The organism is Streptomyces sp. 1114.5 (assembly GCF_003635085.1).
Lineage (GTDB): Bacteria > Actinomycetota > Actinomycetes > Streptomycetales > Streptomycetaceae > Kitasatospora.
Genome location: NZ_RBXE01000001.1, coordinates 2,050,123 through 2,074,766 on the forward strand (window position 1 = coordinate 2,050,123; position 24,644 = coordinate 2,074,766).

The window sequence follows — 24,644 nt, forward strand, 5'->3', positions numbered from 1 at the left end:
GCCCGGCCGCACCCCTCGTGGGCGCGGCCGGGCCTCCGGCTGTTCAGTCGTCCGCTGCCTCATGAATGCCCCGGGGTGGGCGTTCAGGCTTCAATTATCAGTAGAATTTTGCATTATCGAAAGATTGCCTTATAACTGAGGCATGATCGAGGCCCGCCATCTGCGCGTCCTGCGTGCCGTCGCCCGCACCGGCTCCTTCTCCGCCGCCGCCCGTGAGCTGGGGTGTACCCAGCCCGCCATCAGCCAGCAGATGAAGGCCCTGGAGAAGTCGGTGGACACCCCGCTGGTGGTCCGTTCGGGCCGGGGGATGCAGCTCAGCGAGGCCGGGCGGGTGCTGCTCAAGCATGCCACCGGGATCCTGGCCGGGCTCTCCGCCGCCGAGGAGGAGGTGGCCGCGATCGCCGGGCTGCGGGCCGGCCGGGTCCGACTGGTCTCCTTCCCGACCGCGAGCTCCACCCTGGTGCCGCCCGCGGTCGCCCGGCTGCGGGACGGCCATCCGGGGGTGCGCGTGTCGCTGGTCGAGGCGGAGCCGCCGGAGTCGCTGGCGATGCTGCGCGGCGGCGAGTGCGAGATCGCGCTGGCCTTCCGCTACCCGCAGTCCGACGGTGCCGCCGCCCTCCCGGCCCCCGCCCACGGAACGCCGCGCGAGGCGCGGGCCGAGGCCAACCTGGAGGCCCAGCAGCTGACCGCCGGCACCGACTGGTCCGATCTGGTGGTCACCCCGCTGCTGGACGACCCGCTGGTGGGCCTGCTGCCCGCCGCCCACCCGCTGGCCGGGCGGGGCGGCCCGGTGGGGCTGGCCGAGCTGGCGGGGGAGCAGTGGATCGCCGGCTGCCCGCAGTGCCGGGGACACCTGGTGGAACTGTGCGCGGGGGCGGGCTTCGAGCCCCGGATCGACTTCGCGACGGACGACTACCCCGCGGTGGTCGGCCTGGTGGCGGCCGGGCTTGGGGTGGCGGTGCTGCCCAGGCTGGCGCTGCAGTCGGTGCGCCCTGACGGCGTGTCGACGGTGCCGGTGCGGACGGCCTCCGGGGCGCCGGCGGTGCGCCAGGTGGTCGCGCTGACCCTGCCGGACCTGGCCGAGGTGCCGGCCGTGGCACTGATGCTGGAGCGGCTGGCGGGGGCGGCGGCGGCCCGCTGACGGCGGGTGACGGAACTCCCGCAGAGCCCCTATCGGCCGTGCGCAGGCTGAGGCGCCGCGAAGAAACGTTTCTTCACGGCGCACCGTGGAGGCGGGTCTAGTGCTGCGCGACGGCCGGCGGGGTCAGTGGGACCTCCACCAGCCGGTGCCGCGAGCGCCCCAGCATCTCCTCGCGCTCGTCCTCGGTCATCCCGCCCCAGACCCCGTACGGCTCGCGGACCGCCAGCGCGTGCGCCGCGCACTCGGCGATCACCGGGCAGCGCATGCAGACCTCCTTGGCGCTGGCCTCGCGCGAACTGCGCGCGGCCCCGCGCTCGCCCTCGGGGTGGAAGAAGAGCGAGCTGTCCACGCCACGGCAGGCTGCGGAGAGCTGCCAGTCCCAGAGGTCCGCGTTGGGACCGGGGAGGCGGGAGAAATCTGCCATGGCTCATTCCCTTCAGAGGCTGTCGGCCGCCGGCCGGGCGTTCGGCGGGCTGCTGCCGAGCGGCACGGCGGGGCTTCGATGCACTGGTGTGGACACCTGGAAATATGACTTAAGGCAACTCCATGGACAAGTCACCCACACACTGGCACAACAGTCAATGACCATACGAAAGCTATAAAAACGGGCAAAGTGGGCAAGGGGTTCGGCGGGCGTGGACGTGGCAATCGGGTGGCCGACGGGCGCGCGACGCACCGAATCGATGTGCGGGTCGTACGCCGACCGCGCGCGAGCTGCGGAAAAGTGCGGCGTGTGCACCGCGATGCGGCTGATCGGTAATGAGTTGGCCACGTACAGTGGTGGAGATGGCCCTGAAGGCCGTAACTCATTCGAGTGACGGTCGTTGGAAGTGCGGAGGCGGTTAGCGGGCGCCGGACGTCGGGAACGATCGCGGGCAAGTTGGGGCGATCAGCACGGAGTCTGTCGCCGATCGGCCGTGTCGGAGAGGTTCGTACCAGCCAGGAGGCTCAACGTGACGCGGATCAGCTGCGGAGGACGACGGTCATGACTTCCGTTCTCGTTTGCGACGATTCCCCGCTCGCCCGCGAGGCGCTTCGCCGCGCCGTCGCGACCGTACCCGGTGTGGACCGGGTCACCACCGCGACGAACGGGGAGGAGGTCCTCCGCCGCTGGGTGGCCGACCGCTCCGATCTCGTTCTGATGGACGTCCGGATGCCCGGCCTCGGCGGGGTCGAGACGGTCCGGCGGCTGCTGTCCGCCGACCCGGGCGCGCGGATCATCATGCTCACCGTCGCCGAGGACCTCGACGGGGTCGCGCTCGCGGTGGCCGCGGGCGCCCGCGGGTACCTGCACAAGGACGCCTCGCGCGCCGAACTGCGGGCCACCGTCACCCAGGCCCTCGCCGACCCGACCTGGCGGCTCGCCCCGCGCCGGCTGCGCAGCCCCGACATGGGCGCGGCGCCGACCCTGACGGCACGTGAGATCCAGGTCCTGGAGGGCATGAGCCACGGGCGCAGCAACGCCGAGATCGGGCGCGAGCTGTTCCTCTCCGAGGACACCGTCAAGACCCACGCCCGACGGCTGTTCAAGAAGCTCGGAGCCTCGGACCGCGCGCACGCGGTGGCGCTGGGCTTCCGCTGGGGCCTGGTCCGCTGACCACCGGCGGCGCCGCAGGATGCGGCGCGCCGTGGGTGATTCCCGGAGCAGGGGCCGCACAGGCGTGTGACGTTACGGTCCCGAGGTTGCACCATGGAGGAGTGGAGCACCTCGGGGACCAGCGGACAGGCACTGCGGCGAATCACGCAGCCGCAGGACACTCGGCGGACGGCGCGAAGGACGGGACCACCGACGGCGGGGCGGGAGGCGGCACGGTGCAGGAGGGGCCGGTGGTGCGCGGCACGCCCTACGGTGCGGCAGCGCATAACGTTCCGGTGCACAACTCCGGACGCGGTGCCGCGTTTTCCCGCTCGACCAGGCACCATGGACCGATGCGCGACGACGTCGCCGGTGCGGCCGGCCAGGCGGACCCGGTGGAGGCCGAGCCCTCCGGCCCGGGCCACGATCCGTCGTACGCCGATTCTTCGTACGCCGATCCGGACGGCGCCGTGGCGGGCCCGGGCCGTCCGCCGGTGCTCGGTTCCGGTCGTCCGCCGGTGCTCGGCACGGGCGGCTCGCCCCTGGTGGGTGAGCTGGTGGCGGCCGCGGTGCGGGGTGAGGGCCCGGCGATCGATGCCCTGCTCGCGTACGTCCATCCGCTGGCGCTGCGGTACTGCCGCGCCAAGCTGGCCCGGCTGCCCGGTGGCGCCCGGCACCACGTGGACGACGTCGCACAGGAGGTCTGCGTCGCGGTGCTCTGCGCGCTGCCCCGGTACAAGGACCAGGGGCGGCCGTTCGAGGCCTTCGTGTACGGCATCGCCGCGCACAAGATCGCCGACCTGCAGCGGGCCGCGATGCGCGGGCCCGGCTCGACGGTCGTCCCGCAGGACGACCTGCCCGAGGTGCCGGACGAGGCGCTCGGCCCGGAGGAGCAGGCGCTGCTGAGCAGCGACGCGGCCTGGGCGAAGGAACTGCTCTCCAACCTGCCGGCTCGTCAGCGCGAGCTGGTGCTGCTCCGGGTGGCGGCCGGGCTGTCGGCGGAGGAGACCGGCGAGGTGCTCGGGATGTCGCCGGGTGCCGTGCGGGTGGCCCAGCACCGGGCGCTCAGTCGGCTGCGGGCGCTGGCCGAGGAGTCCTCCTGAGACGTCCCGCGCCCTGACCTCGGCTCGGCGGCGGGCCGCCGACCAGCGGAATGAGCGGCGGGGCGGGGATGTTGTCAAGGGCACACGAGGACACATTCGCGGTGCCAGTACCATGGGGTATCGGCGCCTGGGCGGGTTGCCAAAGTTTCACGGGTGCGCGCTGGGTCCCCTTGGAGGATCCTCCTATTGCACCCGGCTTTCGGCGGTCTGCGCGAGTGAGCGATGAATGCGCCCCCACCCTCAGGGCGTGAGCGGATAAGGCCGGCCACGGAAGGTACCCCCCAAATGTCTTACAACGCCGCAGGCGTACCCGAGAAGTTCGCCATGCTCGGGCTCACGTTCGATGACGTCCTGCTGCTGCCCGGGGCCTCCGAGGTGCTGCCGAACGAGGTCGACACCTCCTCGCGGGTCTCCCGGAACGTCCGCGTCAACATCCCGCTGCTCTCCGCGGCGATGGACAAGGTCACCGAGTCGCGGATGGCGATCGCGATGGCGCGCCAGGGCGGCGTCGGCGTGCTCCACCGCAACCTGTCGGTCGAGGACCAGGCCAACCAGGTCGACCTGGTGAAGCGCTCCGAGTCCGGCATGGTCACCGACCCGATCACCGTCGGCCCGGACACCACGCTGGCCGAGGCCGACGCGCTGTGCGCCAAGTTCCGCATCTCCGGTGTGCCGATCGCCGACGAGGCGGGCAAGCTGCTCGGCATCGTCACCAACCGTGACATGGCCTTCGAGTCGGACCGCAGCCGCCAGGTCCGCGAGATCATGACCCCGATGCCGCTGATCACCGGCAAGGTCGGCATCTCCGGCGTGGACGCGATGGCGCTGCTGCGCCGCCACAAGATCGAGAAGCTGCCGCTGGTCGACGACGAGGGCCGGATCAAGGGCCTGATCACCGTCAAGGACTTCGTCAAGGCCGAGCAGTACCCGAACGCCGCCAAGGACGCCGAGGGCCGGCTGCTGGTCGGCGCCGCCGTCGGCGCCAGCGCGGAGGCGTTCGACCGGGCCCAGGCCCTGGTCGAGGCCGGCGTGGACTTCCTCGTCGTGGACACCTCGCACGGCCACAGCCACAACGCGCTGGCCTGGATCGCGAAGATCAAGTCGGCCGTCGGCGTCGACGTGGTCGGCGGCAACGTGGCCACCCGCGACGGCGCCCAGGCGCTGATCGACGCCGGCGTGGACGGCGTCAAGGTCGGCGTCGGCCCCGGCTCCATCTGCACCACCCGCGTGGTCGCCGGCATCGGCGTCCCACAGATCACCGCCATCTACGAGGCCGCGCAGGCCTGCCAGGCGGCCGGCGTGCCGGTCATCGGCGACGGCGGCCTGCAGTACTCCGGCGACATCGGCAAGGCGCTGGCCGCCGGTGCCGACACCGTGATGCTCGGCTCGCTGCTGGCCGGCTGCGAGGAGTCCCCGGGCGAGCTGCTGTTCATCAACGGCAAGCAGTTCAAGTCCTACCGCGGCATGGGGTCGCTGGGCGCCATGCAGTCCCGCGGGCAGGGCCGCTCGTACTCCAAGGACCGCTACTTCCAGGCCGAGGTCGCCTCGGACGACAAGCTCGTCCCGGAGGGCATCGAGGGCCAGGTGCAGTACCGCGGTCCGCTGTCGGCCGTGCTGCACCAGCTGGTCGGCGGCCTGCGCCAGACCATGGGCTACGTCGGGGCCGGCACCATCGCCGAGATGGAGAGCAAGGGGCGCTTCGTCCGGATCACCTCGGCGGGGCTCAAGGAGAGCCACCCGCACGACATCCAGATGACCGTCGAGGCGCCGAACTACTCGGCGCGCTGAGGCGGCGGCGCGGTGACGCGCTGACCGGCTGACCACGGAAGGGCCCGCTGCGGCGGGCCCTTCCGCATGTTCGGGGGTTGGGGCGGTGGGGCGGGAGGCGTGGGACGGCTGGGGCGTCGGGGCGGGAGGCGCGGCGGTACGGGATACTGGGGTCTGCCGGGGTGACCCGGCGGGCATGAGCAACACAGCAGAAGGGCTCGAAGTGACTGAGATCGAGATCGGGCGAGGCAAGCGCGGCCGCCGGGCTTACGCCTTCGACGACATCGCCGTCGTCCCCAGCCGCCGTACCCGGGACCCGAAGGAGGTCTCGATCGCCTGGCAGATCGACGCCTACCGCTTCGAGCTGCCGTTCCTGGCCGCCCCGATGGACAGCGTGGTCTCGCCGCAGCAGGCCATCGCCATCGGCCGCCTCGGCGGTCTGGGCGTGCTGAACCTGGAAGGCCTGTGGACCCGCTACGACGACCCGCAGCCGCTGCTGGACGAGATCGCCGCGATCACCGACGAGGCCACCGCGACCCGCCGGCTGCAGGAGATCTACGCGGCGCCGATCCGCGCCGAGCTGATCAAGCAGCGGATCCAGGAGGTCCGCGACTCGGGTGTCGTCACCGCCGCCGCGCTCTCGCCGCAGCGCACCGCCGAGTTCTCCAAGGCCGTGGTGGACGCCGGCGTCGACGTCTTCGTCATCCGTGGCACCACCGTCTCGGCCGAGCACGTCTCCAGCGCGGCCGAGCCGCTCAACCTCAAGCAGTTCATCTACGAGCTGGACGTTCCGGTCATCGTCGGCGGCTGCGCCACGTACACCGCGGCGCTGCACCTGATGCGGACCGGCGCGGCCGGCGTGCTGGTGGGCTTCGGTGGGGGTGCCGCCCACACCACCCGGAACGTGCTGGGCATCCAGGTGCCGATGGCGACCGCCGTCGCCGATGTGGCGGCTGCGCGTCGTGACTACATGGACGAGTCCGGTGGCCGCTACGTGCACGTGATCGCGGACGGTGGCGTCGGGTTCAGCGGTGACATCCCGAAGGCGGTCGCCTGTGGCGCGGACGCGGTGATGATCGGTGCGGCGCTGGCCCGTGCGACCGATGCTCCGGGCAAGGGGATCCACTGGGGCATGGAGGCCGTCCACGAGGAGCTGCCGCGCGGCAAGCGGGTGGACCTCGGGACGGTCGGGACCACCGAGGAGATCCTGACCGGTCCGTCGCACACTCCGGACGGGACCATGAACCTCTTCGGTGCGCTGCGGCGGGCGATGGCCACCACGGGGTACACGGAGCTCAAGGAGTTCCAGCGGGTCGAGGTGACGGTCAACCCGGCGCTCGATCACCGCTGAGTCTGTTGTCTCGAAGGCCCCCGCCGGGAGTTCCGGCGGGGGCCTTCGGGCTGTTCGGGGGCTTCGGCCGGGGGTGGGGGTGGGTCAGCCCCGGTTGGCGGTGCGGCGGGTGAGGAGGAAGCCGCCGATGAGGGCGATGGCGTAGAAGGCGGCGTCGAGGGGGCGCAGGTCGGCGCGCCAGGTGGCCAGGGTGTTGTCGGGGGGTGTCCGGCGGAGGTGTTCGATCAGTTGGCCGAGGAGGAGGGCTCCGGCGGCGAGGAGGGCGCCGAGCGGGGGGAGCAGTCGGTTCCGGCCACCGAGGCGGCCCAGGGGGAGGGCGACCAGGCCGGCGGGGGCGATGGCCAGCCAGCCGAGGCTGTCGGCGGCCCGCAGGGGTGCGTAGCCGTAGGCCAGGCCGCTGAGCAGCATGGCGAGCAGGGCGAGGGTGACGGCCAGGGCGGTGCGGCGGCGGGGAGTGGCCCGGGGGGTGGGGTCGACGGGGTCGTAGCCGGTGAGGGGGGCGCCGGGCATGCCGGGGGCGACGTAGCCCTCGGGTGACAGGGGGAGCGGCGCGACCGAGTAGTGCTGGGCGGCCTGCGGACGGGCCGATGGGCCGTCAGTGCCCGGCGCGGAGGCGGTCATGGGCGTCGAGTCCCCCCGGAAAAGACGATGAGCTGCTGAACGGTAGCAGTGACTAGGTGGATCTTGGCGAGTTTTCGATCACAGATCGGGCACGGAGCGCCGCTCCCGTTCCGGTTCGTCCCTGCTTGGGACGGGGGGTGGGTGGTCGAGGACCCCCGGGACAGGAGATGATGGAGGCTTGGGCGTTGGGACCGAGGCCGGGCCGACGCGCCGTCACCACCACCGCCGGCAGCACATGGGGGAACGTTCCGAATGACCCAGGCGCAGGGTTCCACCGGCCGCCTCCTGGCCGGCCGCTACCGCCTGAACGGCGTGCTCGGACGCGGCGGCATGGGCACCGTCTGGCGCGCCGAGGACGAGATGCTGGGCCGGACCGTCGCGGTCAAGGAACTGCGGATGAACGCCAGCGTCGAGGAGGAGGAGAAGCACCGGCTGATCACCCGGACGCTGCGCGAGGCCAAGGCCACGGCGCGGATCCGGCACAACTCGGCGGTCACCGTCTTCGACGTGGTCGACGAGGACGACCGGCCGTGGATCGTGATGGAGCTGGTCGAGTCCCGCTCGCTGGCCGACGTCATCCGGGAGGACGGGCCGCTCGCCCCCGCTCGGGCCGCCGAGATCGCGCTCGACGTGCTGGGCGTGCTGAGCGCCGCGCACGCGCTGGGCATCCTGCACCGGGACGTCAAGCCGTCCAATGTGCTGATCGGCGACGACGGCCGGGTGGTGCTCACCGACTTCGGCATCGCCAGCGTCGAGGGCGACGCCTCGGTCACCTCCACCGGCATGCTGGTCGGCGCCCCCTCGTACATATCCCCCGAGCGGGCCCGCGGGCAGAAGCCCGGGCCGCCGGCCGACCTGTGGTCGCTGGGCGGCACGCTGTACGCGATGGTCGAGGGCCGGCCGCCGTACGACCGGGGCTCGGCACTGGCCACGCTGACCGCGGTGATGACCGAGGACCTGACCGCGCCGGTGAACGCCGGGGCGCTGCTGCCGGTGATCGAGGGGCTGCTGGCGAAGGACCCGGCCGAGCGGCTGAACGCCTCGCAGACCCGGTCGATGCTCAAGCGGGTGGTCGCGGAGGCCACGTCGAAGGCCGAGTCGACGACCGAGCATGCGGTGCCGGTGGCTGCCGCGTCGGCGAAGGCGGCTTCGACGGAGGCAGCTTCGGTTGAGGCGGCTTCGACGGAGGCGGGGGAGCCTGCGGCGAAGGCGGAGCCGGAGCGGGCCGAGGACGGCCGGAAGCGGGCCGTGGGCGGGCTGCTGGGGACGGTCCGGGTGGGGAGTCGGGCCCGGGACGAGGAGCCGGCTGTCGAGGCCGTCGAGCCGGCGCCCGAGCCGATCCGGCCGGTGACCAGTGAGTGGACGCTGGGTGCGACGCAGGCCGCCGGGGCCGATCCGCGCACCGGTCGGCGGCGGTTGGCCATTGCCACCGTGGTCGTGGTGCTGCTGGTGATCGCGGGTGTGGTCGCGGTGGTCAAGGCCGTGGGCAGTGGGAGTGGCGGTCCGGCGGGTGGGTCGACGCACGGTGCGGGGGCCACGTCGCCGGCGGTGACGGCTACCGAGGTCACGCCGAGTGCGGCGGCTCCTGCGCCGGCTGCCACGGCTGCCGGGACGCCGGGGGCGGAGGCCGGTGCGCCGGCGCCCGTTCCGTCGGCTCCCGTACCTTCGGCTCCCGTTCCGCCGGCGAGCACGCCGGCTGCTCCGGCGCCCGCCCCGGTGCAGCCTGCGCCGGGGGCTGCGGTGCCGGCGGGGTACCACGAGTACAAGGACCCGAGCGGGTTCTCGGTGTTCCTGCCGGAGGGGCTGCAGCCGGGCGAGTCCACGTCGAACCGGCGGATCTTCAAGAACGCGGCCGACGGCAGCCAGTTGCGGATCGAGTGGACGACCTCGCCGGGTGCGAGTGCCGTGGCGGACTGGCAGGAGTCCGAGCCCGACCTGCGCGGCCAGGTCAGCAACTACCAGCGGCTGAACCTCTCGGCGATCACCTACCGGCAGTGGACGAACGCGGCCGACTGGGAGTGGACCAACGGCACGCCCAAGATGCACTCGCTCAACCGGGGCTTCGTGACCGGGACTCCGGCCAAGTACGGCTACTCGATCTACTGGATCGTCCCGGACGCGCAGTGGGCGGCGCAGGCCCCGGTCCGGGACGTCGTCTTCGCCAGTTTCCAGCCGGCGCCGTAGGGGCCGAGTCAGCCGATCAGGCGTTGCTTGGCGCGGGTGAACTCGTCTGGGGTGAGGGCGCCGGAGGTGTGCAGGGCGGCCAACCGTTCGAGCTGGTCGATGAGTTGCTCGCCGCCTGGGGCGGGCTTCGCCAGGGTGACGGTGGGTGCGGCCGCCGGTGCGGTGCGGGCGAGGCGGGCGGACTCCCGTATCCGCTCGGCGAAGTCGTCGGCCTCGACCACGTCCTCGAAGCGGTGCGAGCCGGTCAGGGCGACGACCGTCAGGATCTCTCCGTTGAGCTTTGAGCGGGCGACGGTGGCGTCGGTGACGGCGGCGAGCGGAACCGGTACCGGCGGCTTCCCGTCCTTCAGGAAGAGCAGCCGATGGGTGGTCAGGACGAGCACCCCCTTGCGGAAGTGGTCGGGGTGGCGCCCGGCGGTGGAGGCGACGGGCTCCTCGCCGTCGATGACGGCCGCCTCCACGGTGCGGACGGCCTCGGCCTGGTTGGCTTTGTTGTTGTTGCCCGCCACCCTGAAGGCGGTGTCGATCAGATCGGTCCATTCCATGGGACCGAGCGTAAAGGAGCCGCTCAGTAGGCTGCTCGGTGAGCGAGAGGAACTGGCATGCGAGGCGGCCCCGGGCAGTTGGCGGCCGGGCGGTACCGGCTGACGGACCGTCCTGAACCGCTGTGCGCGCACGCGGTGGACGAGCGGACCGGCGAATCGGTTCTGCTGCGCGGCCTGGAGCTGCCCGGGCTGCTGACCACCGGTCTGGACCCGGAGGATGCGGCGGCCGCGCAGGCGGACCGGCTGGTGCGGCGGGTGGCGGCGGTCGGCTCGACCGCCCCGACCGGGCACCCGCGGCTGTTGCGCGGGGTCGGGGCCTTCGTCGAGGACGAGCTGCTGTGGACGGTCGAGGAGCGGCCGGCCGGGGGGACGGCGGCCGAACTGCTGGTCGGCGGGCCGCTGTCGCCGTACCGGGCGGCCGAGTTGGCGGCGGACCTGGCCGGTGCGCTGCGGGCGCTGCACGGGGCCGGGCTCACCCACGGCAACCTGACCGCCGAGTCGGTGCTGGTCTGCGAGGACGGCGCGGCGATGCTCGGCGGGCTGCTCGCCGGGGTGGCCCAGGAGGCACTGGCCGAGGAGCTCGGCGGGCCGGGCGGGCGGCGGCGGTACGAGGTGCGGGCCACCCTGGTCGGCGCGGTCGCGGAGCGCTGGCCGCTGGACGGCGGTCCGGCGGGTGACTGCTGGGCGCTCGGGGTGCTGCTGCACCGGCTGGTCACCGGCCGCTCGCCGTACCCGGAGGGCGGGGTGCCGGAGCTGGTGACGGCCGTACGGGACGGGCGGCGCGAGCACTCGGCGGTCTGCGGGCCGCTGGGGCCGCTGGTCGAGCGGCTGCTGCAGCCCGACCCGGCGCGCAGGCCGACGGCGGAGGACGTACGGCGGGAGCTGGCGGAGCTGCTGGCGGGTGCGCCGGAGCCGGTGGACGAGGAGCGGGTGGCCCGGGCGGTGATGCTGAAGCCGGAGGCTCCGCTGGTGCCGCGGCGGCGGGAATCCGTGGGCGGCGGGTCGAAACCGCCGCGGATACCTCCCTCATTGCTGGGTCCGCTCCTGGTGGGGGCCGTGTTTGTGCTGCTCGCGCTGGGAATGGCCGCCGTGGTGCTGTTCGCAGGCTGACGGCCCGGGCGGATCCGGGTCCGCCGGTCCGGGGGGTGGGCGTGATTACCGGGGGCGCCGACGTACGCCTAATGTGTGCGTGGGATTTGTTCGAACAGTGGTCTGCACCAGGTCCTTCGTCACGGTGACGGCAGGCGGAATGTGTGGGGGAGCGGTCGCAGATGGGTGTGCAGGACCGGCCGGAGGCGGCCGACGCGGAGCGGCTGCTGGCCGGGCGGTACGAGCTCGGCGAGCGGCTCGGCCGGGGCGGCATGGGCACCGTCTGGCGGGCCTGGGACCGGATGCTGGACCGTGAGGTCGCGGTCAAGGAGCTGACCGTCAACCACCTCCCCGAGGAGGACCTGCAGATCCTGCACGCCCGGATGAAGCGCGAGGCCAGCGCGGCCGCGCGGATCAAGCACCCCGGCGTGATCACCGTGCACGACGTGCTGGAGCAGGACGGCCGGCCGTGGATCGTGATGGAGCTGGTCGACGGCCGCTCGCTGGCCGACGTGATCAGCCAGGACGGCACCCTGCAGCCGCGCGCGGCCGCCGAGGTCGGCAGCCAGGTGCTGGCCGCGCTGCACCGCGGCCACCAGCTGGGCGTGCTGCACCGGGACGTGAAGCCGGCCAACGTGCTGCTGGAGCGCGGCACCGGGCGGGTCGTGCTGCTGGACTTCGGCATCGCGAAGTACGAGGGCTCGACCGAGCTGACCCGGCCCGGTGACCTGGTCGGCTCGCCGGACTACCTGGCGCCGGAGCGCGCCCAGGGCGAGCGGCCCGGCCCGGCCTCCGACCTGTGGGGCCTCGGGGCGACGCTGTACGCGGCGGTCGAGGGCCAGTCGCCGTTCCGCCGGGACTCGCCGATCACCACGCTGGCCGCGGTGGTCGACGAGCCGCTGCCGGAGTCGCGCCGGGCCGGCTCGCTGGGGCCGGTGCTGGCCGCGCTGATGGCCAAGGACCCGGCCGACCGGCCGACCGCGGACGAGGCGGCCCGGATGCTCGCCGAGGTCCAGGCCGGGCACACGATGGGCTTCAAATCGGTCGCGCCGGTGCGGATGCCCACCCAGTCGGTGCCGGTGGTCGACCGCCGTGCGGGGGCCGGGGCAGAGCCGGCCGAGGGGGCGGAGGGCTCCCAGGGCCCGGCGGGTTCCCAGGGTTCGATGGGTTCCCGGGGCCCGGTGGGTTCCGAGGGACCGACCGAGCCGAAGTCGGCCGCGCCCGCCCTGGTCGGGCAGGACACCGCGGGGGGCGCTCTGGCCGCCGCACAGGCGCACACCGCCCAGGTCGCGCCGGTCGCGCACTCCGTCCTGCCCGCGCGCGGGCCGGCCAAGCGCCGCAACACGGCGAAGATCGTCGCCATCGCGGTGGCCGTCGGCCTGCTGGCGGCCGCGGCGACCTTCCTCGCCACCCGGGAGGTGGTCGGCGGCGGCACCGACGACCCGACGCCGACCGGGCCGGCCGAGTCGACCCCGCCGGGGCCCACCGGCGACGCCGGCCCCGCGGCGCCCGACGGCTACCACTGGGTCGACGACCCGGCCGGCTTCCGCTTCCCGCTGCCCTCGGGCACCCCCGCCTGGCAGCGCAGCAGCGCGCCGGACAACCAGATCTTCTACAGCCCCGACGGCAAGGTGCACTACCTGCAGTTCGCCGTCACCGTCGGGCAGTCGGTCAAGCCGCTGGAGCACATGCGGCAGATGGAGAGCAGCGTCTCCAAGTCGCTGAAGGACTACAAGCAGCACAAGCTGACCGGCGTCCAGGTGAACGGCCACGAGGCGGCCGTCTGGGAGTTCAGCTACGCCGCGCAGGGCGGCGGCCGCCGGCGGGCGATCGAGGCCGAGTTCATCGACGACGACGGCACCAGCTACGCGATCTACTCCTCCAGCCCGGAGAAGGGCAACGAGTGGAACGAGGCGGAGCAGCGCTTCAACGCCGTGCTCCACTACTTCACGCCGACCCGTTGAGCGGGTGGTCGGCGCCGACCCGTTGAGCGGGGCGCCGGCGCCGACCGGTCGAGCGGGGCGCCGGCCCGCTGAGGAGCAGAGTGCCCGCTTTCGACCGACTGTGGCAGATTCCGGTTACCGACGGGTACCGGACCGGGCGCCGAAGGCCTAGGCTGCGCCGTATGTCGGACCTCACAGCAGATGCAGTGGCCACCGAACAGCCCGGCGCCGGCAATCCGGCGGCCCCCGGCGGAGGCCGGACCGTCACGGCGGCCGTCCCGCCGTCCCTGGTCGCCCGGCTGACCGCCGGCGTCACGGCGACCGGCGAGCCCGACCTGGTGGACACCGTCGCCCCGCTCACCGGCGAGCGGCTGGCCGGCCTGCCGCAGTCCACCCCGGCCGACGTCGAGGTCGCCTTCCAGCTGGCCCGCCGCGCCCAGGCCGCCTGGGCCGCGCTGCCCGTCCGCCGCCGCGCCGCCGTCCTGCTGCGCTTCCACGACCTGCTGCTCAAGCGGCAGGACGAGGTGCTGGACCTGATCCAGGCGGAGACCGGCAAGGCCCGACTGCACGCCTTCGAGGAGGTGCTGGCCGTCGCCATGGCCGCCCGGCACTACGGGCGGGCCGCGCACGCGTACCTCAGGGACAAGCGACGCGGCGGCGCGCTGCCGGTGCTCACCCACGCGGTCGAGGCCCGCCGCCCCAAGGGCGTGATCGGCCACATCTCGCCCTGGAACTACCCGCTGGAGCTGTCCGTCGGCGACGCCCTGCCCGCCTTCGCGGCCGGCAACGCGGTGGTCAACAAGCCCGACACGCAGACCGCGCTGACCGCCCTGTGGGCCCGCGAACTGCTGGTCGAGGCCGGGCTGCCGGCCGACCTGTGGCAGGTCGTGATCGGCGACGGCCCGGTGATCGGCCCCGCCGTGGTGGAGCACGCCGACTACGTCTCCTTCACCGGCTCCACCCGCACCGGCCGTGACGTCGCCCAGCGGGCCGCCGCCCGGCTGGTCGGCGCCTCGCTCGAACTCGGCGGCAAGAACGCCATGCTGGTGCTCTCCGACGCCGACCTCGACGCCGCCGCCGCGGGCGCCGTACGGGCCTGCTTCTCCTCCGCCGGGCAGCTGTGCATCTCGATCGAGCGGCTGCTGGTGCACCGCTCGGTGGCCGACGAGTTCCTGGAGCGCTTCGCCGCCCGCACCCGGGCGCTGCGCCTCGGCGGCGGCCTCGCGTACGGCGCGGACATGGGCTCGCTGGTCTCCGTCCGCCAGCTGGAGACCACCACCCGGCACGTGGAGGAGGCCGTCAAGGCGGGCGCCACCGTGGTGGCCGGCGGGCGCGCCCGGCCGGACCTGGGCCCGTTCTTCTTCGAGCCGACCATCCTCGACGGCGTCACCCCGGAGATGGCGGTCTGCGCCGAGGAGACCTTCGGCCCGGTCGTCTCGGTCTACCGCTTCGACACCGACGACGAGGCGGTGGCCGCCGCCAACTCCACGCCGTACGGCCTGAACTCCAGCGTCTGGACCGGGAGCCTGCGGCGCGGCCGGTCGGTCGCGGCCCGGCTGCGCACCGGGACGGTCAACGTCAACGAGGCGTACGCGGCCGCGTACGGCTCGGTCGCCTCGCCGATGGGCGGCATGGGCGACTCCGGGCTGGGCCGGCGGCACGGCGCCGAGGGCATCCTGCGCTTCACCGAGGCGCAGACCATCGCGACCCAGCGGCTGATGCCGATCGCGCCCTCGTTCGGCCTGGACGACAAGCAGTTCGCCGCGGTGATGACCGGCGGGCTGCGGGCGCTCAAGGCGCTGCGCTTCCGGTAGGCCCAGGCGGCCCAGTGCCCAGGTGGCACCGGGGCCCACGTGGTACCGGGCCCCGGTGGTGTGGGGCCCGGACTCGCGCTTCCCACAGGCAAGTTCATCCCGGCGAAGGAGCAGTGGCAGATGGTGGAGTCCGCAGGTGCGGCGGAGTTCGACTACGACGTGGTCGTGGTCGGCTCCGGCTTCGGCGGTGCGGTGGCGGCGCTGCGGCTGACCGAGAAGGGCTACCGGGTCGCCGTCCTGGAGGCCGGGCGGCGCTTCGACCGGGACGAGCTGCCCAGGAACTCCTGGGACCTGCCGAACTACCTGTGGGCGCCGCAGCTCGGGCTGTACGGCATCCAGCGGATCCACCTGCTGGCCAACGTGCTGATCCTGGCCGGTGCCGGGGTCGGCGGCGGCTCGCTGAACTACGCCAACACCCTGTACGTGCCGCCGAAGGCGTTCTTCGAGGACCGCCAGTGGCGCCACATCACCGACTGGCAGGAGGAGTTGGCGCCGTTCTACGACCAGGCGCAGCGGATGCTCGGGGTCCGGCTCAACCCGACCGTCACCCCCTCCGACGTCCACCTCAAGGCGGCCGCCGAGCGGATGGGCGTCGGCGACACCTTCCACATGGCGCCGGTCGGGGTCTTCTTCGGCGACGGCAAGGACACCGACGGCACGGCCAAGGCGGCGCCCGGCGACGAGGTCGCCGACCCGTACTTCGGCGGTGCCGGACCGGCCCGCAAGGCCTGCGTGGAGTGCGGCGAGTGCATGACCGGCTGCCGGCACGGCGCCAAGAACATGCTCACCGAGAACTACCTGTACCTGGCGGAGCGCGGCGGCGCCGAGATCCACCCGCTGACCACGGTGGCCCGGATCCGGGAACGGGGCGGGGCCGATGGTCATGGTGGCTTTGCGGTGGACGTGCGCCGCACCGACTCCCGCTCGAAGACCGACCGGGTGAAGGCGGGCGCGCGGACCATCACCGCCGCCCGGGTCGTGGTCGCGGCCGGCACCTACGGCACCCAGTCGCTGCTGCACCGGATGCGCGCCGCCGGGCACCTGCCCCGGATCTCGGCGCGGCTCGGCGAGCTGACCCGCACCAACTCCGAGGCCTTGGTGGGCGCGCAGACCACCGACCGGCGCTACGGCAGCAAGGCGGACTTCACCAAGGGCGTCGCGATCACCTCCTCGATCCACCCGGACGCCAACACCCACATCGAGCCGGTCCGCTACGGCAAGGGCTCCAACGCGATGGGCGCGCTGTCGATCGCGCAGGTCAAGGGCGACGGCCGGGGCCCGCGCTGGCTGCGCTACCTGGGCAACTCGGTGCTGCACCCGGTGACCTTCGCCCGCTCGATGAACCAGCGCGGCTGGTCCGAGAAGACGATCATCGGCCTGGTGATGCAGTCGCTGGACAACTCGATCACCGTCTCGCTGAAGAAGGGCCCGCTCGGCAAGGACCGGCTCACCTCCAGCCAGGGCCACGGCGCCCCCAACCCGACCTGGATCCCGGCCGCCGAGCAGGGCGCCCAGGCGCTGGCCGACGAGATCAACGGCTTCGCGGGCAGCACCGTCGGCGAGATCTTCGACATCCCGATGACCGCGCACTTCCTCGGCGGCTGCCCGATCGGCGACGCCCCCGAGACCGGCGTGGTCGACCCGTACCACCGGCTGTACGGGTACCCCGGGATCAGCGTGGTGGACGGCGCGGCCGTCTCCGCCAACCTCGGCGTCAACCCCTCGCTCACCATCACCGCCCAGGCCGAGCGCGCCATGTCGATGTGGCCGAACAAGGGCGAGGCCGACCCGCGCCCGGCCCAGGACCAGGCCTACCGGCGGGTCACCCCGGTGGCGCCGGTGCGGCCGGCCGTGCCGGAGGGCGCGTTCGGGGCGCTTCGGCTGCCGCTGCTGCCCGTCCCGGAGGTCCCGAAGAAGCGCGGCTGAACCCCTCTCGGCGGGCCAATCCGCTTGCCGGGGTTCCCGGTTGACATCCGTTCGGATCCGATGGGATAAACGGGCTCCCTGGGGCAGCTCGGGGACTCGTCGAGCGGGGGGAAAGCGGTTCATGGCCGACTGCGCATCGTGCGGCGCGACTTCGGTGGAGGGAGCGGACACCTGCGGTTCGTGCGGGCGGCCGGTCGCGCCGCCTCCACCGCCGGTCGCGGCTCCGGCACCGCCGGGTACGGTGCCGCCACCGCCGGCGGGTGCGCCTGCTGCGCCGGGGTACGGGCCGTCTGCCGCGCCGCCCGTCGCGCCCGGGTACGGCCCGCCGCCGGGCGCCCCGCCCGTTCCGCCCGCGCTGGGCAGCTGGGGCGCCGGAAAGCCGTACGACCAGCAGCCGCCCGTCCAGCGCCTGCTCACCGGGCCGGACTGGCGCCCGGCGCTCAAGGCGGCGCTCGCGCCGACCGCCGTCCTGCTGGCGGCGGCGCTGATCGCGGCCGTCCCGAGCGGTTACCAGTACGACTACCGGTTCCAGTCGCCCGAGTTCGGGGACCGCTTCGGCGGGATGCTCTCGATGGTGCTGAGTGCGCTCGGTGCCCCGTTCAAGATCGGCTACCAGAGCCCGCTGAGCCGGGGCCACGCCGATCGGCTGGACCTCGTCCTGCGGGCGGTGCCGATGACCGTCACCGTCCTGTGGTGCCTGGCGCTCTGGTTCGGCCTGCGGGCCGCGCTGCGCCGGCGCAAGGCGGTGGCGGGCCAGCTCACCCGGGGCCAGGCCGCCGGCGAGGCGCTGCGCACCGCCGTGGTCCTCGCGGGGGTGACCACGGTGCTCTGGGCGGTCGGCGGCACCACCTGGCGGCCGCGCGGCGACTACGACGTCCCCGACTACACCGGCGGCACCGGCCAGGGCCCGTCCCGGCCCTCGGTCACCGCGGGCGCCGGCTGGCTGGAGACCGTCGGCTGGACCCTCCTGCTGGCCGGGCTGCTGGCCTTCGCCGTGTACGGCACCGACGCACTGCGCTGGGCCGCCTGGCGCAGCCGGTCGGTGCGCGGCTGGGCGGTGGCCGCGCTGGCCGCGGGCCGGGCGCTGGCGGTGACGGTGGGCCTGTCCTCGGTGGTGGGCTTCGTCCTGGTCGCGGCCAACGGCGACAGCGGCTCGGAGACCGGGATCTCGCTGGCCTTCCTGCCCAACCTCGGCCTCAACCTGCTCGGCTTCGGCTCGGGGGCGACCCTCCGGGCCCACGACGGCGTGACCGGCGGCGAGACGTCCTGGCGCAACCGGGGCGAGGACCTTGACCTCTCTTTCTTCGACCTGCACGACACGGTGAGCGCGGACTGGCGCTGGGCCGGTCTGCTGGCGCTGTTCGCGGCGGGCGCGCTCGGCTGGACGGCGTACCGGCGGCAGCTGGACGCGGCCGACCGGCTGCGGCTGGCGGCGGTGTACGCCGGGGTGCTCACCCTGCTGATGGCGGCGGCCGGGGCGATGCTGACCCGGACCTCGTCCATGGCGGGCTGGAGCCCGACCTCCGACCTGGAGGTGAGCCAGGAGAACTCGGTCGGGCTGACCTTCCTCAGCGTCCTGGCGGCCAACGCGGTCTGGGCGGCGGCCGGCGCGCTGCTGGTGCCGCCGCTGCTGGCGTCCGTCCGCGGCGGGGGTGCGGGCCAGGTGCTGTACGACGCTCCGAGCGGCGGGGCTCCCTACGGCGGGGCTCCGTACGCGGCGGTGCCGCCGGAGGTGCCGTACGGGCCGACGCCGGCGCCCGGCGTTCCGGCGTACGGCGTCCCGGCCCAGGGCGGCGTCCCGGCCCAGGGCGGCGTCCCGCCGCAGGCCGCCGGGCCGCAGGACGTGACGCCCGTCCCCACGAGCGGGGTGAGCGAGGTGATCGGCTCGCAGGAGGTGCCGCCCGCCCCCGCCGCCGGGACGGCGGCCCCGGCCGAGACGCCGCGGGCGCCGGCCGAGGACCCGGTCGACCCGAGCGTGTGGCGCGAGCACCCCTGAGCGAAGCACCGGAGAGCCGGGCGTGAAAGCCGGGCGTTGGAATCCGGGCGCGCCCCGGAAAGGGCAAAGGGCCCCGCGGGGGAACGGGGCCCTTTGTCGCTCAGCACTCGGCGTCAGGGCCGCGCCGGTGCTGGGGTGACGGCGCCGGGGGAGGAGCGCCGTCGTGTCGGTTGGCTTCGGGGTGCGCGCTCGCGGCTCCGGCGTGGGTGGCCGGCGGAGCGGGGCGCGCGGGCCCGTGGTGCGGCGGACAGCGGTAGGTCTGCGCCGGTTCCGCGCTCACGGAGCGTGAAGTGAAAATCGCTGTCGCCTCCCCTGCGCGGCGACTGCGGAGCATCGCGGGCGGCCTCCTCGGTGAGCCGTCAGGTCGCCGGGAGAACCGCTTACAAGGAGCATCGTGCTGGACGAGGGGCTTGCTCTGCAACCGATTCGGCACAGTTCGGCACAGGCCATTTGCTGCCACCCAGGCCGCGCATGATCACGGTGTGTAGTGGTTCGCGTGGTTGCAGCGCACGGGGACGCGCGTAGCGGCGCGGGACGGATGGGGGAGTGCGCCCGGGGTGTGCCCCGGCGCGGGCCGGGGGTGCGACGGCCGGTCCCGGGCGTCCCCGAAGTCCGGCCGTCCCACCTCTCGGCCCAGTCGCGGCCGGGTTCGCTGTCCCCTGCTGGCCGGCCGCCGCACCCGCGCACGGTCCCACGGAGCCGCGCTCCCGGCGGGCCGGGCGGCGGCGCCACGTGCGCCGGTGGACTGGTGTGTAGCTCCACGCGTGGTCCTGCAAGCCGTACGGCGGTGGCCCCGCGGGGGTCGGGCGGCGCGTCTGGCGGACGCGGCGCGGCCGTACGGTCGTCAGAAGCAACGAACCGCAGCCCCGCCCGGTCACGGTCCTTTGGACGTGCAGACGAGTGAAACCGGACAGCCCGGTAGAATCGGTGTCCAGACACCCCACACCCGTCCGCTGCCGCAGCCCCCGCCGGGGAGGCGGCTCCGCGCGACACCTCGATACCGCTGCCGGAAGGCCGTCTGTGTCCTCTGCAATTCCCGTCCAGTCCGCGCCGGACAACGACACCGTCCTGGTGGTCGACTTCGGCGCCCAGTACGCCCAGCTCATCGCCCGTCGGGTGCGTGAGGCGCGGGTCTACAGCGAGATCGTGCCGAGCAGCATGCCGGTCGCCGAGATGCTCGCCAAGAACCCGAAGGCGATCATCCTCTCCGGCGGCCCGTCGTCGGTCTACGAAGAGGGCGCGCCGCAGCTCGACCGTGCGATCTTCGAGGCCGGTGTCCCGGTCTTCGGCATGTGCTACGGCTTCCAGCTGATGGCCAAGACCCTCGGCGGCACGGTGGACAACACCGGTGCCCGCGAGTACGGCCGTACCCCCCTGGTCGTCTCCCGTACCGGCTCCACCCTGTTCGAGGGTGTCCCCGCGCAGCACTCGGTGTGGATGTCGCACGGCGACGCCTGCTCCGCCGCGCCGGAGGGCTTCACCGTCACCGCCTCCACCGACGTGGTCCCGGTCGCGGCCTTCGAGAACGACGAGGCCCGCCTCTACGGCGTCCAGTACCACCCCGAGGTGCTGCACTCCGACCACGGCCAGCAGATCCTGGAGCACTTCCTCTACCGCGGCGCCGGCATCGCCCCGACCTGGACCACCGGCAGCGTGGTCGAGGAGCAGATCGCCCTGATCCGCGAGCAGGTCGGCACCAAGCGCGCGATCTGCGGCCTGTCCGGCGGCGTGGACTCCGCGGTCGCGGCCGCCCTGGTCAACAAGGCCATCGGCGACCGGCTGACCTGCGTGTACGTCGACCACGGCCTGATGCGCAAGGGCGAGACCGAGCAGGTCGAGAAGGACTTCGTGGCCGCCACCGGCGTGCAGCTGAAGGTCGTCGACGCCGCCGACCGCTTCCTGGACGCGCTGAAGGGGGTCACCGACCCCGAGGAGAAGCGCAAGATCATCGGCCGCGAGTTCATCCGGGTCTTCGAGCAGGCCCAGGCCGAGATCATCGCCGAGGCCGGCGAGCACGGCGAGTCGGTCGACTTCCTGGTCCAGGGCACCCTGTACCCGGACGTCGTGGAGTCGGGCGGCGGCACCGGCACCGCCAACATCAAGTCCCACCACAACGTCGGCGGCCTGCCCGAGGACCTGCAGTTCCAGCTGGTCGAGCCGCTGCGCAAGCTGTTCAAGGACGAGGTCCGGATGGTCGGTCAGGAGCTCGGCCTGCCGGAGGAGATCGTCCAGCGCCAGCCGTTCCCCGGCCCGGGCCTGGGCATCCGGATCGTCGGCGAGGTCACCAAGGAGCGCCTGGACCTGCTCCGCGAGGCCGACGCGATCGCCCGCGAGGAGCTGACCGCGGCCGGCCTGGACCGCGAGATCTGGCAGTGCCCGGTCGTGCTGCTCGCCGACGTGCGCAGCGTGGGCGTGCAGGGCGACGGCCGCACCTACGGTCACCCGATCGTGCTGCGTCCGGTCTCCTCCGAGGACGCCATGACCGCCGACTGGTCGCGCCTGCCGTACGACGTGCTGGCCAAGATCTCCACCCGGATCACCAACGAGGTCCGCGACGTGAACCGCGTCGTCGTCGACGTCACCAGCAAGCCGCCGGGCACCATCGAGTGGGAGTAGGCACTCCCGCCGGTCCCTGACCGGAGCCTGAACGCCCGCGCCGTCGTTCCCGTACTGGAGGGAGCGGCGGCGCGGGCGTTCGTGGTGCGGGTGTGCCGACCGCCGGGTGGGACCTCCCACCGAAAGACATCAGGAACGGGCAGAATGCGGACCGGACCTGTCAGGAAGTGGCAGGCCGAGAGGGAAGGTGTGCGGGATGTCGGAGGCCAGCAACGCGGTGCCGGCCGGCGGGGGAGCGCCCGGCCGGGCCGAACGCGCGGCGCAGCGACGGTCGATCGCGTCCAGGTACGCGCTGCTCCCGCTGCGGCTCTTCCTCGGCGTCACCTTCGTCTACGCCGCCCTCGACAAGCTCTCGGACGCGCACTTCCTGGCCGGGGCCGGCGACCCGGCCTCCTTCGTCTCGCAGGCCCAGGCGGCCAAGGCCGGCGGCAGCCCGATCTCCTTCCTGCTCGGCCCCGCCCTCGACCACCCGACGCTGTTCGCGCTCGCCGTCGCCTTCGGCGAGCTGGCGGTCGGCCTCGGCACCCTGCTCGGCCTCTGGGGCCGGGTCGCCGCGCTCGGCGGCGCCCTCCTCAACCTCAGCCTCTGGCTCACCGTCAGCTGGAGCGTCGCGCCGTACTACCTCGGCAACGACCTCGCCTACCTGATGGCCTGGATCCCGCTGGTGCTGGCCGGCACCCCGTACCTGTCGGTGGACGGCTACCTCGCCCGCCGGGCCGGGCGGGACCGCGAGCGCGGGCTCGGCGAGGACCAGGTCAAGCGCCGGGCGCTGGTGGACGGCGGGATCGCGGCCGTCGCGATCGGCGGCGCGGGGCTGCTCACCGGCTCGCTGACCCGTACCTTCGGCCGGGGCAAGCAGGCCGCGCCCAAGCAGTCGGCCGCCCCGGTCTCCGCCGCCCCGGCGCAGGCCCCCACGGTGCCCGCCGCGAGCGTGCCGGTCGGCGGATCGGCCCAGGTCAAGGACCCGGCCACCGGGGACGCCGTCTACATCGTGCAGCCCAAGGCCGGCCAGTACTGCGGCCTCTCCTCGGTGTGCACCCACTCCGGCTGCGCGGTGGACGCCCCCAAGAACGGCCAGCTGTACTGCCCCTGCCACGGCTCCCGGTTCGACGCCGCCACCGGCGCGGTGGTCAACGGGCCGGCGGTCAAGCCGCTGCCGAAGTACGCCGTCACCAAGGACGGGGACAAGCTGACCCTGGGCCCGCAGCAGAGCTGAGGCCAGGGGTTTCCGGGGGCTACTCCTCGTCGACGCCGTAGTCCTCGCGGTCCGGGCGGCCGCGTCGGGCCACCGCCGCGACCGCGCCGGCCAGGCCGCCGGCGCCGAGCACGATGAAGGTGACCGGGATGACGATCCGTCCGTTCACCGACTGGTCGTTGAGCGCCGCGACGAGGTAGAGCAGGGCGAGCACGGTGAACAGTGCGCCCGCGATCAGCGAGAACAGGTCGAGCCGGTGCTTCCTCACTGCTGGACCACCTTGATGTTGCCGAGCCCGATGCCGAGTTCGAGGGTGAGCGTGCCCTTGGCGGCCTGGCCGTCGGCCGGGCCGATCAGATAGGTGTGGCGGCCGGTGCTGTTGCTGCGGTCGCCGGGGACGTCGATGTCGCCGAGGCCGACCCGTGCGGTCAGGTCCACCGTCACGTCGGCCGGCACGATGACGGTCATCTCGCCCGCGCCGAGGTCGACCTTGGTGGCGAGGGTGCCCCCGGCCGGGTCGAGCCGAGCCAGGTCGAGCTTGATGTCGCCGGCGCCGAGGTTGTAGCGGTCGTGCAGGTCGGCGGCCGTGGTGACGGTCCAGCCGCGCTCACCGACGGCGTTCCGCATGGCGTCCGGCGAGTGGCCGACGAAGGCCAGCGCCAGCGAGAGCAGCAGGCCGGTCACCACGAGCCTGCGGGCCCGGCCGAACTTCGCGCCCACCAGCAGGGTCAGACCGATCACCAGCAGGGCGGTGGCCAGCACCGTCGCGCCCGCCACGGTGGGGTTGCCGTGGTGGCCGGACTGCACGGCCCAGACCGCGGAGGCCGCGCCGATCGCCAGCAGGAAGCCGAAGAAGCCGAGCGCCGAGCGCTCCCGGGGGCGGCGCACCGCGGCGGGCTCGGGGCGGCGCTTCGCGCGCTCCTTGCGCAGCGGGTCGCCCTCGGGCAGGTCGGTGCGCTGCCACCACGGCTGGGCCGGGCCGCCCACCGGCGGCACCGGGGTGCCGAGCGGAGGGGTGGGGGTCGCGGAGCCCGCGCCGTACGGGTTGCGCTCGGGGTGGCGCGGATCCCACAGGTAGCCGCTCGCGCCGGGGGCCGTCCCGGCGGCCGGCTGCGCGGGGTGCTCGGCGGCGGCCGCCTCGCCCCGGGCCGGGCGCGGCCAGGCGTAGCCCCCGGACTCGGGGAAGTGACGGTCGTACGGGCCGCCGTGCCGGCGTCCGCGGCCCCGGCCGCGGCGCCGCTCCGGGTCGTAACGCACCGCCAGGAAGACCAGGGCGGCGAGCAGCAGCAGCGGGAACATCTGGTCGCCGTTGCCCATCGAGGAGAAGAACACCCCGGTGCCGATCACGGTCAGCAGCACCGCGCCGATCGACTGGCCGTCCACCCGGCCGGTGAGCACCCGCTGCAGCTCGGTGCGCCCGCCGCGGCCCTTGGACTCGTCGTCGGTCGGGACGATCAGCCAGGCCAGGCCGTACAGGAACAGGCCGAGGCCGCCGGAGAGGCAGAGCACCACGGTGACCACCCGGAAGACCACCGGGTCGATGTCCAGGTGCCGGCCGAGGCCGCCGCAGACGCCGGCCACCACGCGGTGGTGCTCGGCCCTGGTCAGTGGCGGGCGTTCCGGCTCCGGCGGGGCGGCGGGCCCGGCCTCCTCGATGCGCTGGTCCTCGGTCATGGGCACCATCCTTCCGGCAGGTGCCGGTCCGGCCCAACCGGGAGCACCCCTGCCCGTACCCTGAGTTGTCCCTGATACGGGCAAGGGACACACCCTGATGCGC

18 protein-coding genes are annotated in these 24,644 nt (G+C 73.7%); 13 read left to right on the plus strand and 5 right to left on the minus strand.

The annotated features are described in order from the left end of the window. Window positions 1-142 precede the first annotated feature (142 nt). Window positions 143-1,141, plus strand: coding sequence for a LysR family transcriptional regulator (locus BX285_RS09050; protein WP_097237513.1), 999 nt, complete (start codon window positions 143-145; stop codon window positions 1,139-1,141). Window positions 1,142-1,238: 97 nt separating this feature from the next. Here the strand turns inward: BX285_RS09050 and BX285_RS09055 are convergent, their stop codons facing one another. Then, on the minus strand, window positions 1,239-1,565 hold the full coding sequence (locus BX285_RS09055; RefSeq protein ID WP_030055868.1) for a WhiB family transcriptional regulator: 327 nt from the start codon (window positions 1,563-1,565) through the stop codon (window positions 1,239-1,241). Window positions 1,566-2,126: 561 nt separating this feature from the next. On the opposite strand from BX285_RS09055, the gene BX285_RS09060 reads away from it, so the two are divergent. The 4 genes from BX285_RS09060 (at window position 2,127) to BX285_RS09075 (ending at window position 6,938) form a co-directional block, all read left to right on the plus strand. After that, on the plus strand, window positions 2,127-2,738 hold the full coding sequence (locus tag BX285_RS09060; protein WP_014136228.1) for a response regulator transcription factor: 612 nt from the start codon (window positions 2,127-2,129) through the stop codon (window positions 2,736-2,738). Window positions 2,739-3,235: 497 nt separating this feature from the next. Then, window positions 3,236-3,820, plus strand: a complete 585-nt coding sequence (gene shbA / locus BX285_RS09065) for an RNA polymerase sigma factor ShbA (RefSeq protein WP_030055869.1) — start codon at window positions 3,236-3,238, stop codon at window positions 3,818-3,820. A gap of 285 nt (window positions 3,821-4,105) precedes the next feature. Beyond that, window positions 4,106-5,608 (plus strand): IMP dehydrogenase, encoded by a 1,503-nt coding sequence (gene guaB, locus BX285_RS09070; protein ID WP_097237514.1) that lies wholly within the window; start codon window positions 4,106-4,108, stop codon window positions 5,606-5,608. 202 nt (window positions 5,609-5,810) lie between these two features. Further along, complete coding sequence (locus BX285_RS09075) at window positions 5,811-6,938, plus strand: GuaB3 family IMP dehydrogenase-related protein (RefSeq protein ID WP_097237515.1); 1,128 nt, start codon at window positions 5,811-5,813, stop codon at window positions 6,936-6,938. Between the two features lie 84 nt (window positions 6,939-7,022). Here the strand turns inward: BX285_RS09075 and BX285_RS09080 are convergent, their stop codons facing one another. Continuing rightward, window positions 7,023-7,559, minus strand: coding sequence for a hypothetical protein (locus BX285_RS09080; protein ID WP_121174856.1), 537 nt, complete (start codon window positions 7,557-7,559; stop codon window positions 7,023-7,025). Window positions 7,560-7,811: 252 nt separating this feature from the next. Here BX285_RS09080 and BX285_RS09085 point away from each other — a divergent pair, with 252 nt between their 5' ends. After that, window positions 7,812-9,743, plus strand: a complete 1,932-nt coding sequence (locus BX285_RS09085; RefSeq protein WP_121174857.1) for a serine/threonine-protein kinase — start codon at window positions 7,812-7,814, stop codon at window positions 9,741-9,743. Between the two features lie 8 nt (window positions 9,744-9,751). Here BX285_RS09085 and BX285_RS09090 read toward each other — a convergent pair whose 3' ends face one another. Next, window positions 9,752-10,288: an SHOCT domain-containing protein gene (locus BX285_RS09090; RefSeq protein ID WP_121174858.1), complete on the minus strand. Its 537-nt coding sequence runs from the start codon at window positions 10,286-10,288 to the stop codon at window positions 9,752-9,754. A gap of 57 nt (window positions 10,289-10,345) precedes the next feature. Here BX285_RS09090 and BX285_RS09095 point away from each other — a divergent pair, with 57 nt between their 5' ends. The 7 genes from BX285_RS09095 to BX285_RS39160 all read left to right on the plus strand — a co-directional run bounded on the left by BX285_RS09095 (window position 10,346) and on the right by BX285_RS39160 (window position 22,888). Then, a complete protein-coding gene (locus BX285_RS09095; protein WP_121174859.1) occupies window positions 10,346-11,398 on the plus strand; it encodes a protein kinase domain-containing protein in 1,053 nt (350 codons plus the stop codon). 161 nt (window positions 11,399-11,559) lie between these two features. After that, entirely contained in the window at window positions 11,560-13,341 is a 1,782-nt protein-coding gene (locus BX285_RS39155; RefSeq protein ID WP_310794193.1) for a protein kinase domain-containing protein, read from the plus strand. A gap of 161 nt (window positions 13,342-13,502) precedes the next feature. Then, window positions 13,503-15,134, plus strand: coding sequence for a succinic semialdehyde dehydrogenase (locus BX285_RS09105; RefSeq protein ID WP_097237520.1), 1,632 nt, complete (start codon window positions 13,503-13,505; stop codon window positions 15,132-15,134). Window positions 15,135-15,254: 120 nt separating this feature from the next. After that, window positions 15,255-17,060, plus strand: a complete 1,806-nt coding sequence (locus BX285_RS09110) for a GMC oxidoreductase (RefSeq protein WP_121174860.1) — start codon at window positions 15,255-15,257, stop codon at window positions 17,058-17,060. A 241-nt stretch (window positions 17,061-17,301) separates the two neighbouring features. Next, on the plus strand, window positions 17,302-19,056 hold the full coding sequence (locus BX285_RS09115; RefSeq protein WP_121174861.1) for a hypothetical protein: 1,755 nt from the start codon (window positions 17,302-17,304) through the stop codon (window positions 19,054-19,056). A 1,020-nt stretch (window positions 19,057-20,076) separates the two neighbouring features. Continuing rightward, the gene (guaA, locus tag BX285_RS09120) at window positions 20,077-21,672 is read left to right on the plus strand and encodes a glutamine-hydrolyzing GMP synthase (protein ID WP_097237523.1); all 1,596 of its coding nucleotides are present in this window, start codon (window positions 20,077-20,079) and stop codon (window positions 21,670-21,672) included. Between the two features lie 196 nt (window positions 21,673-21,868). Beyond that, window positions 21,869-22,888 (plus strand): Rieske 2Fe-2S domain-containing protein, encoded by a 1,020-nt coding sequence (locus tag BX285_RS39160; RefSeq protein WP_183107034.1) that lies wholly within the window; start codon window positions 21,869-21,871, stop codon window positions 22,886-22,888. A 19-nt stretch (window positions 22,889-22,907) separates the two neighbouring features. Here BX285_RS39160 and BX285_RS09130 read toward each other — a convergent pair whose 3' ends face one another. Further along, on the minus strand, window positions 22,908-23,135 hold the full coding sequence (locus tag BX285_RS09130; RefSeq protein ID WP_097237524.1) for a hypothetical protein: 228 nt from the start codon (window positions 23,133-23,135) through the stop codon (window positions 22,908-22,910). Beyond that, window positions 23,132-24,541, minus strand: a complete 1,410-nt coding sequence (locus BX285_RS09135; RefSeq protein WP_183107035.1) for a PspC domain-containing protein — start codon at window positions 24,539-24,541, stop codon at window positions 23,132-23,134. Before BX285_RS09135 ends, BX285_RS09130 begins: the two co-directional genes overlap by 4 nt. Window positions 24,542-24,644: the final 103 nt, after the last annotated feature.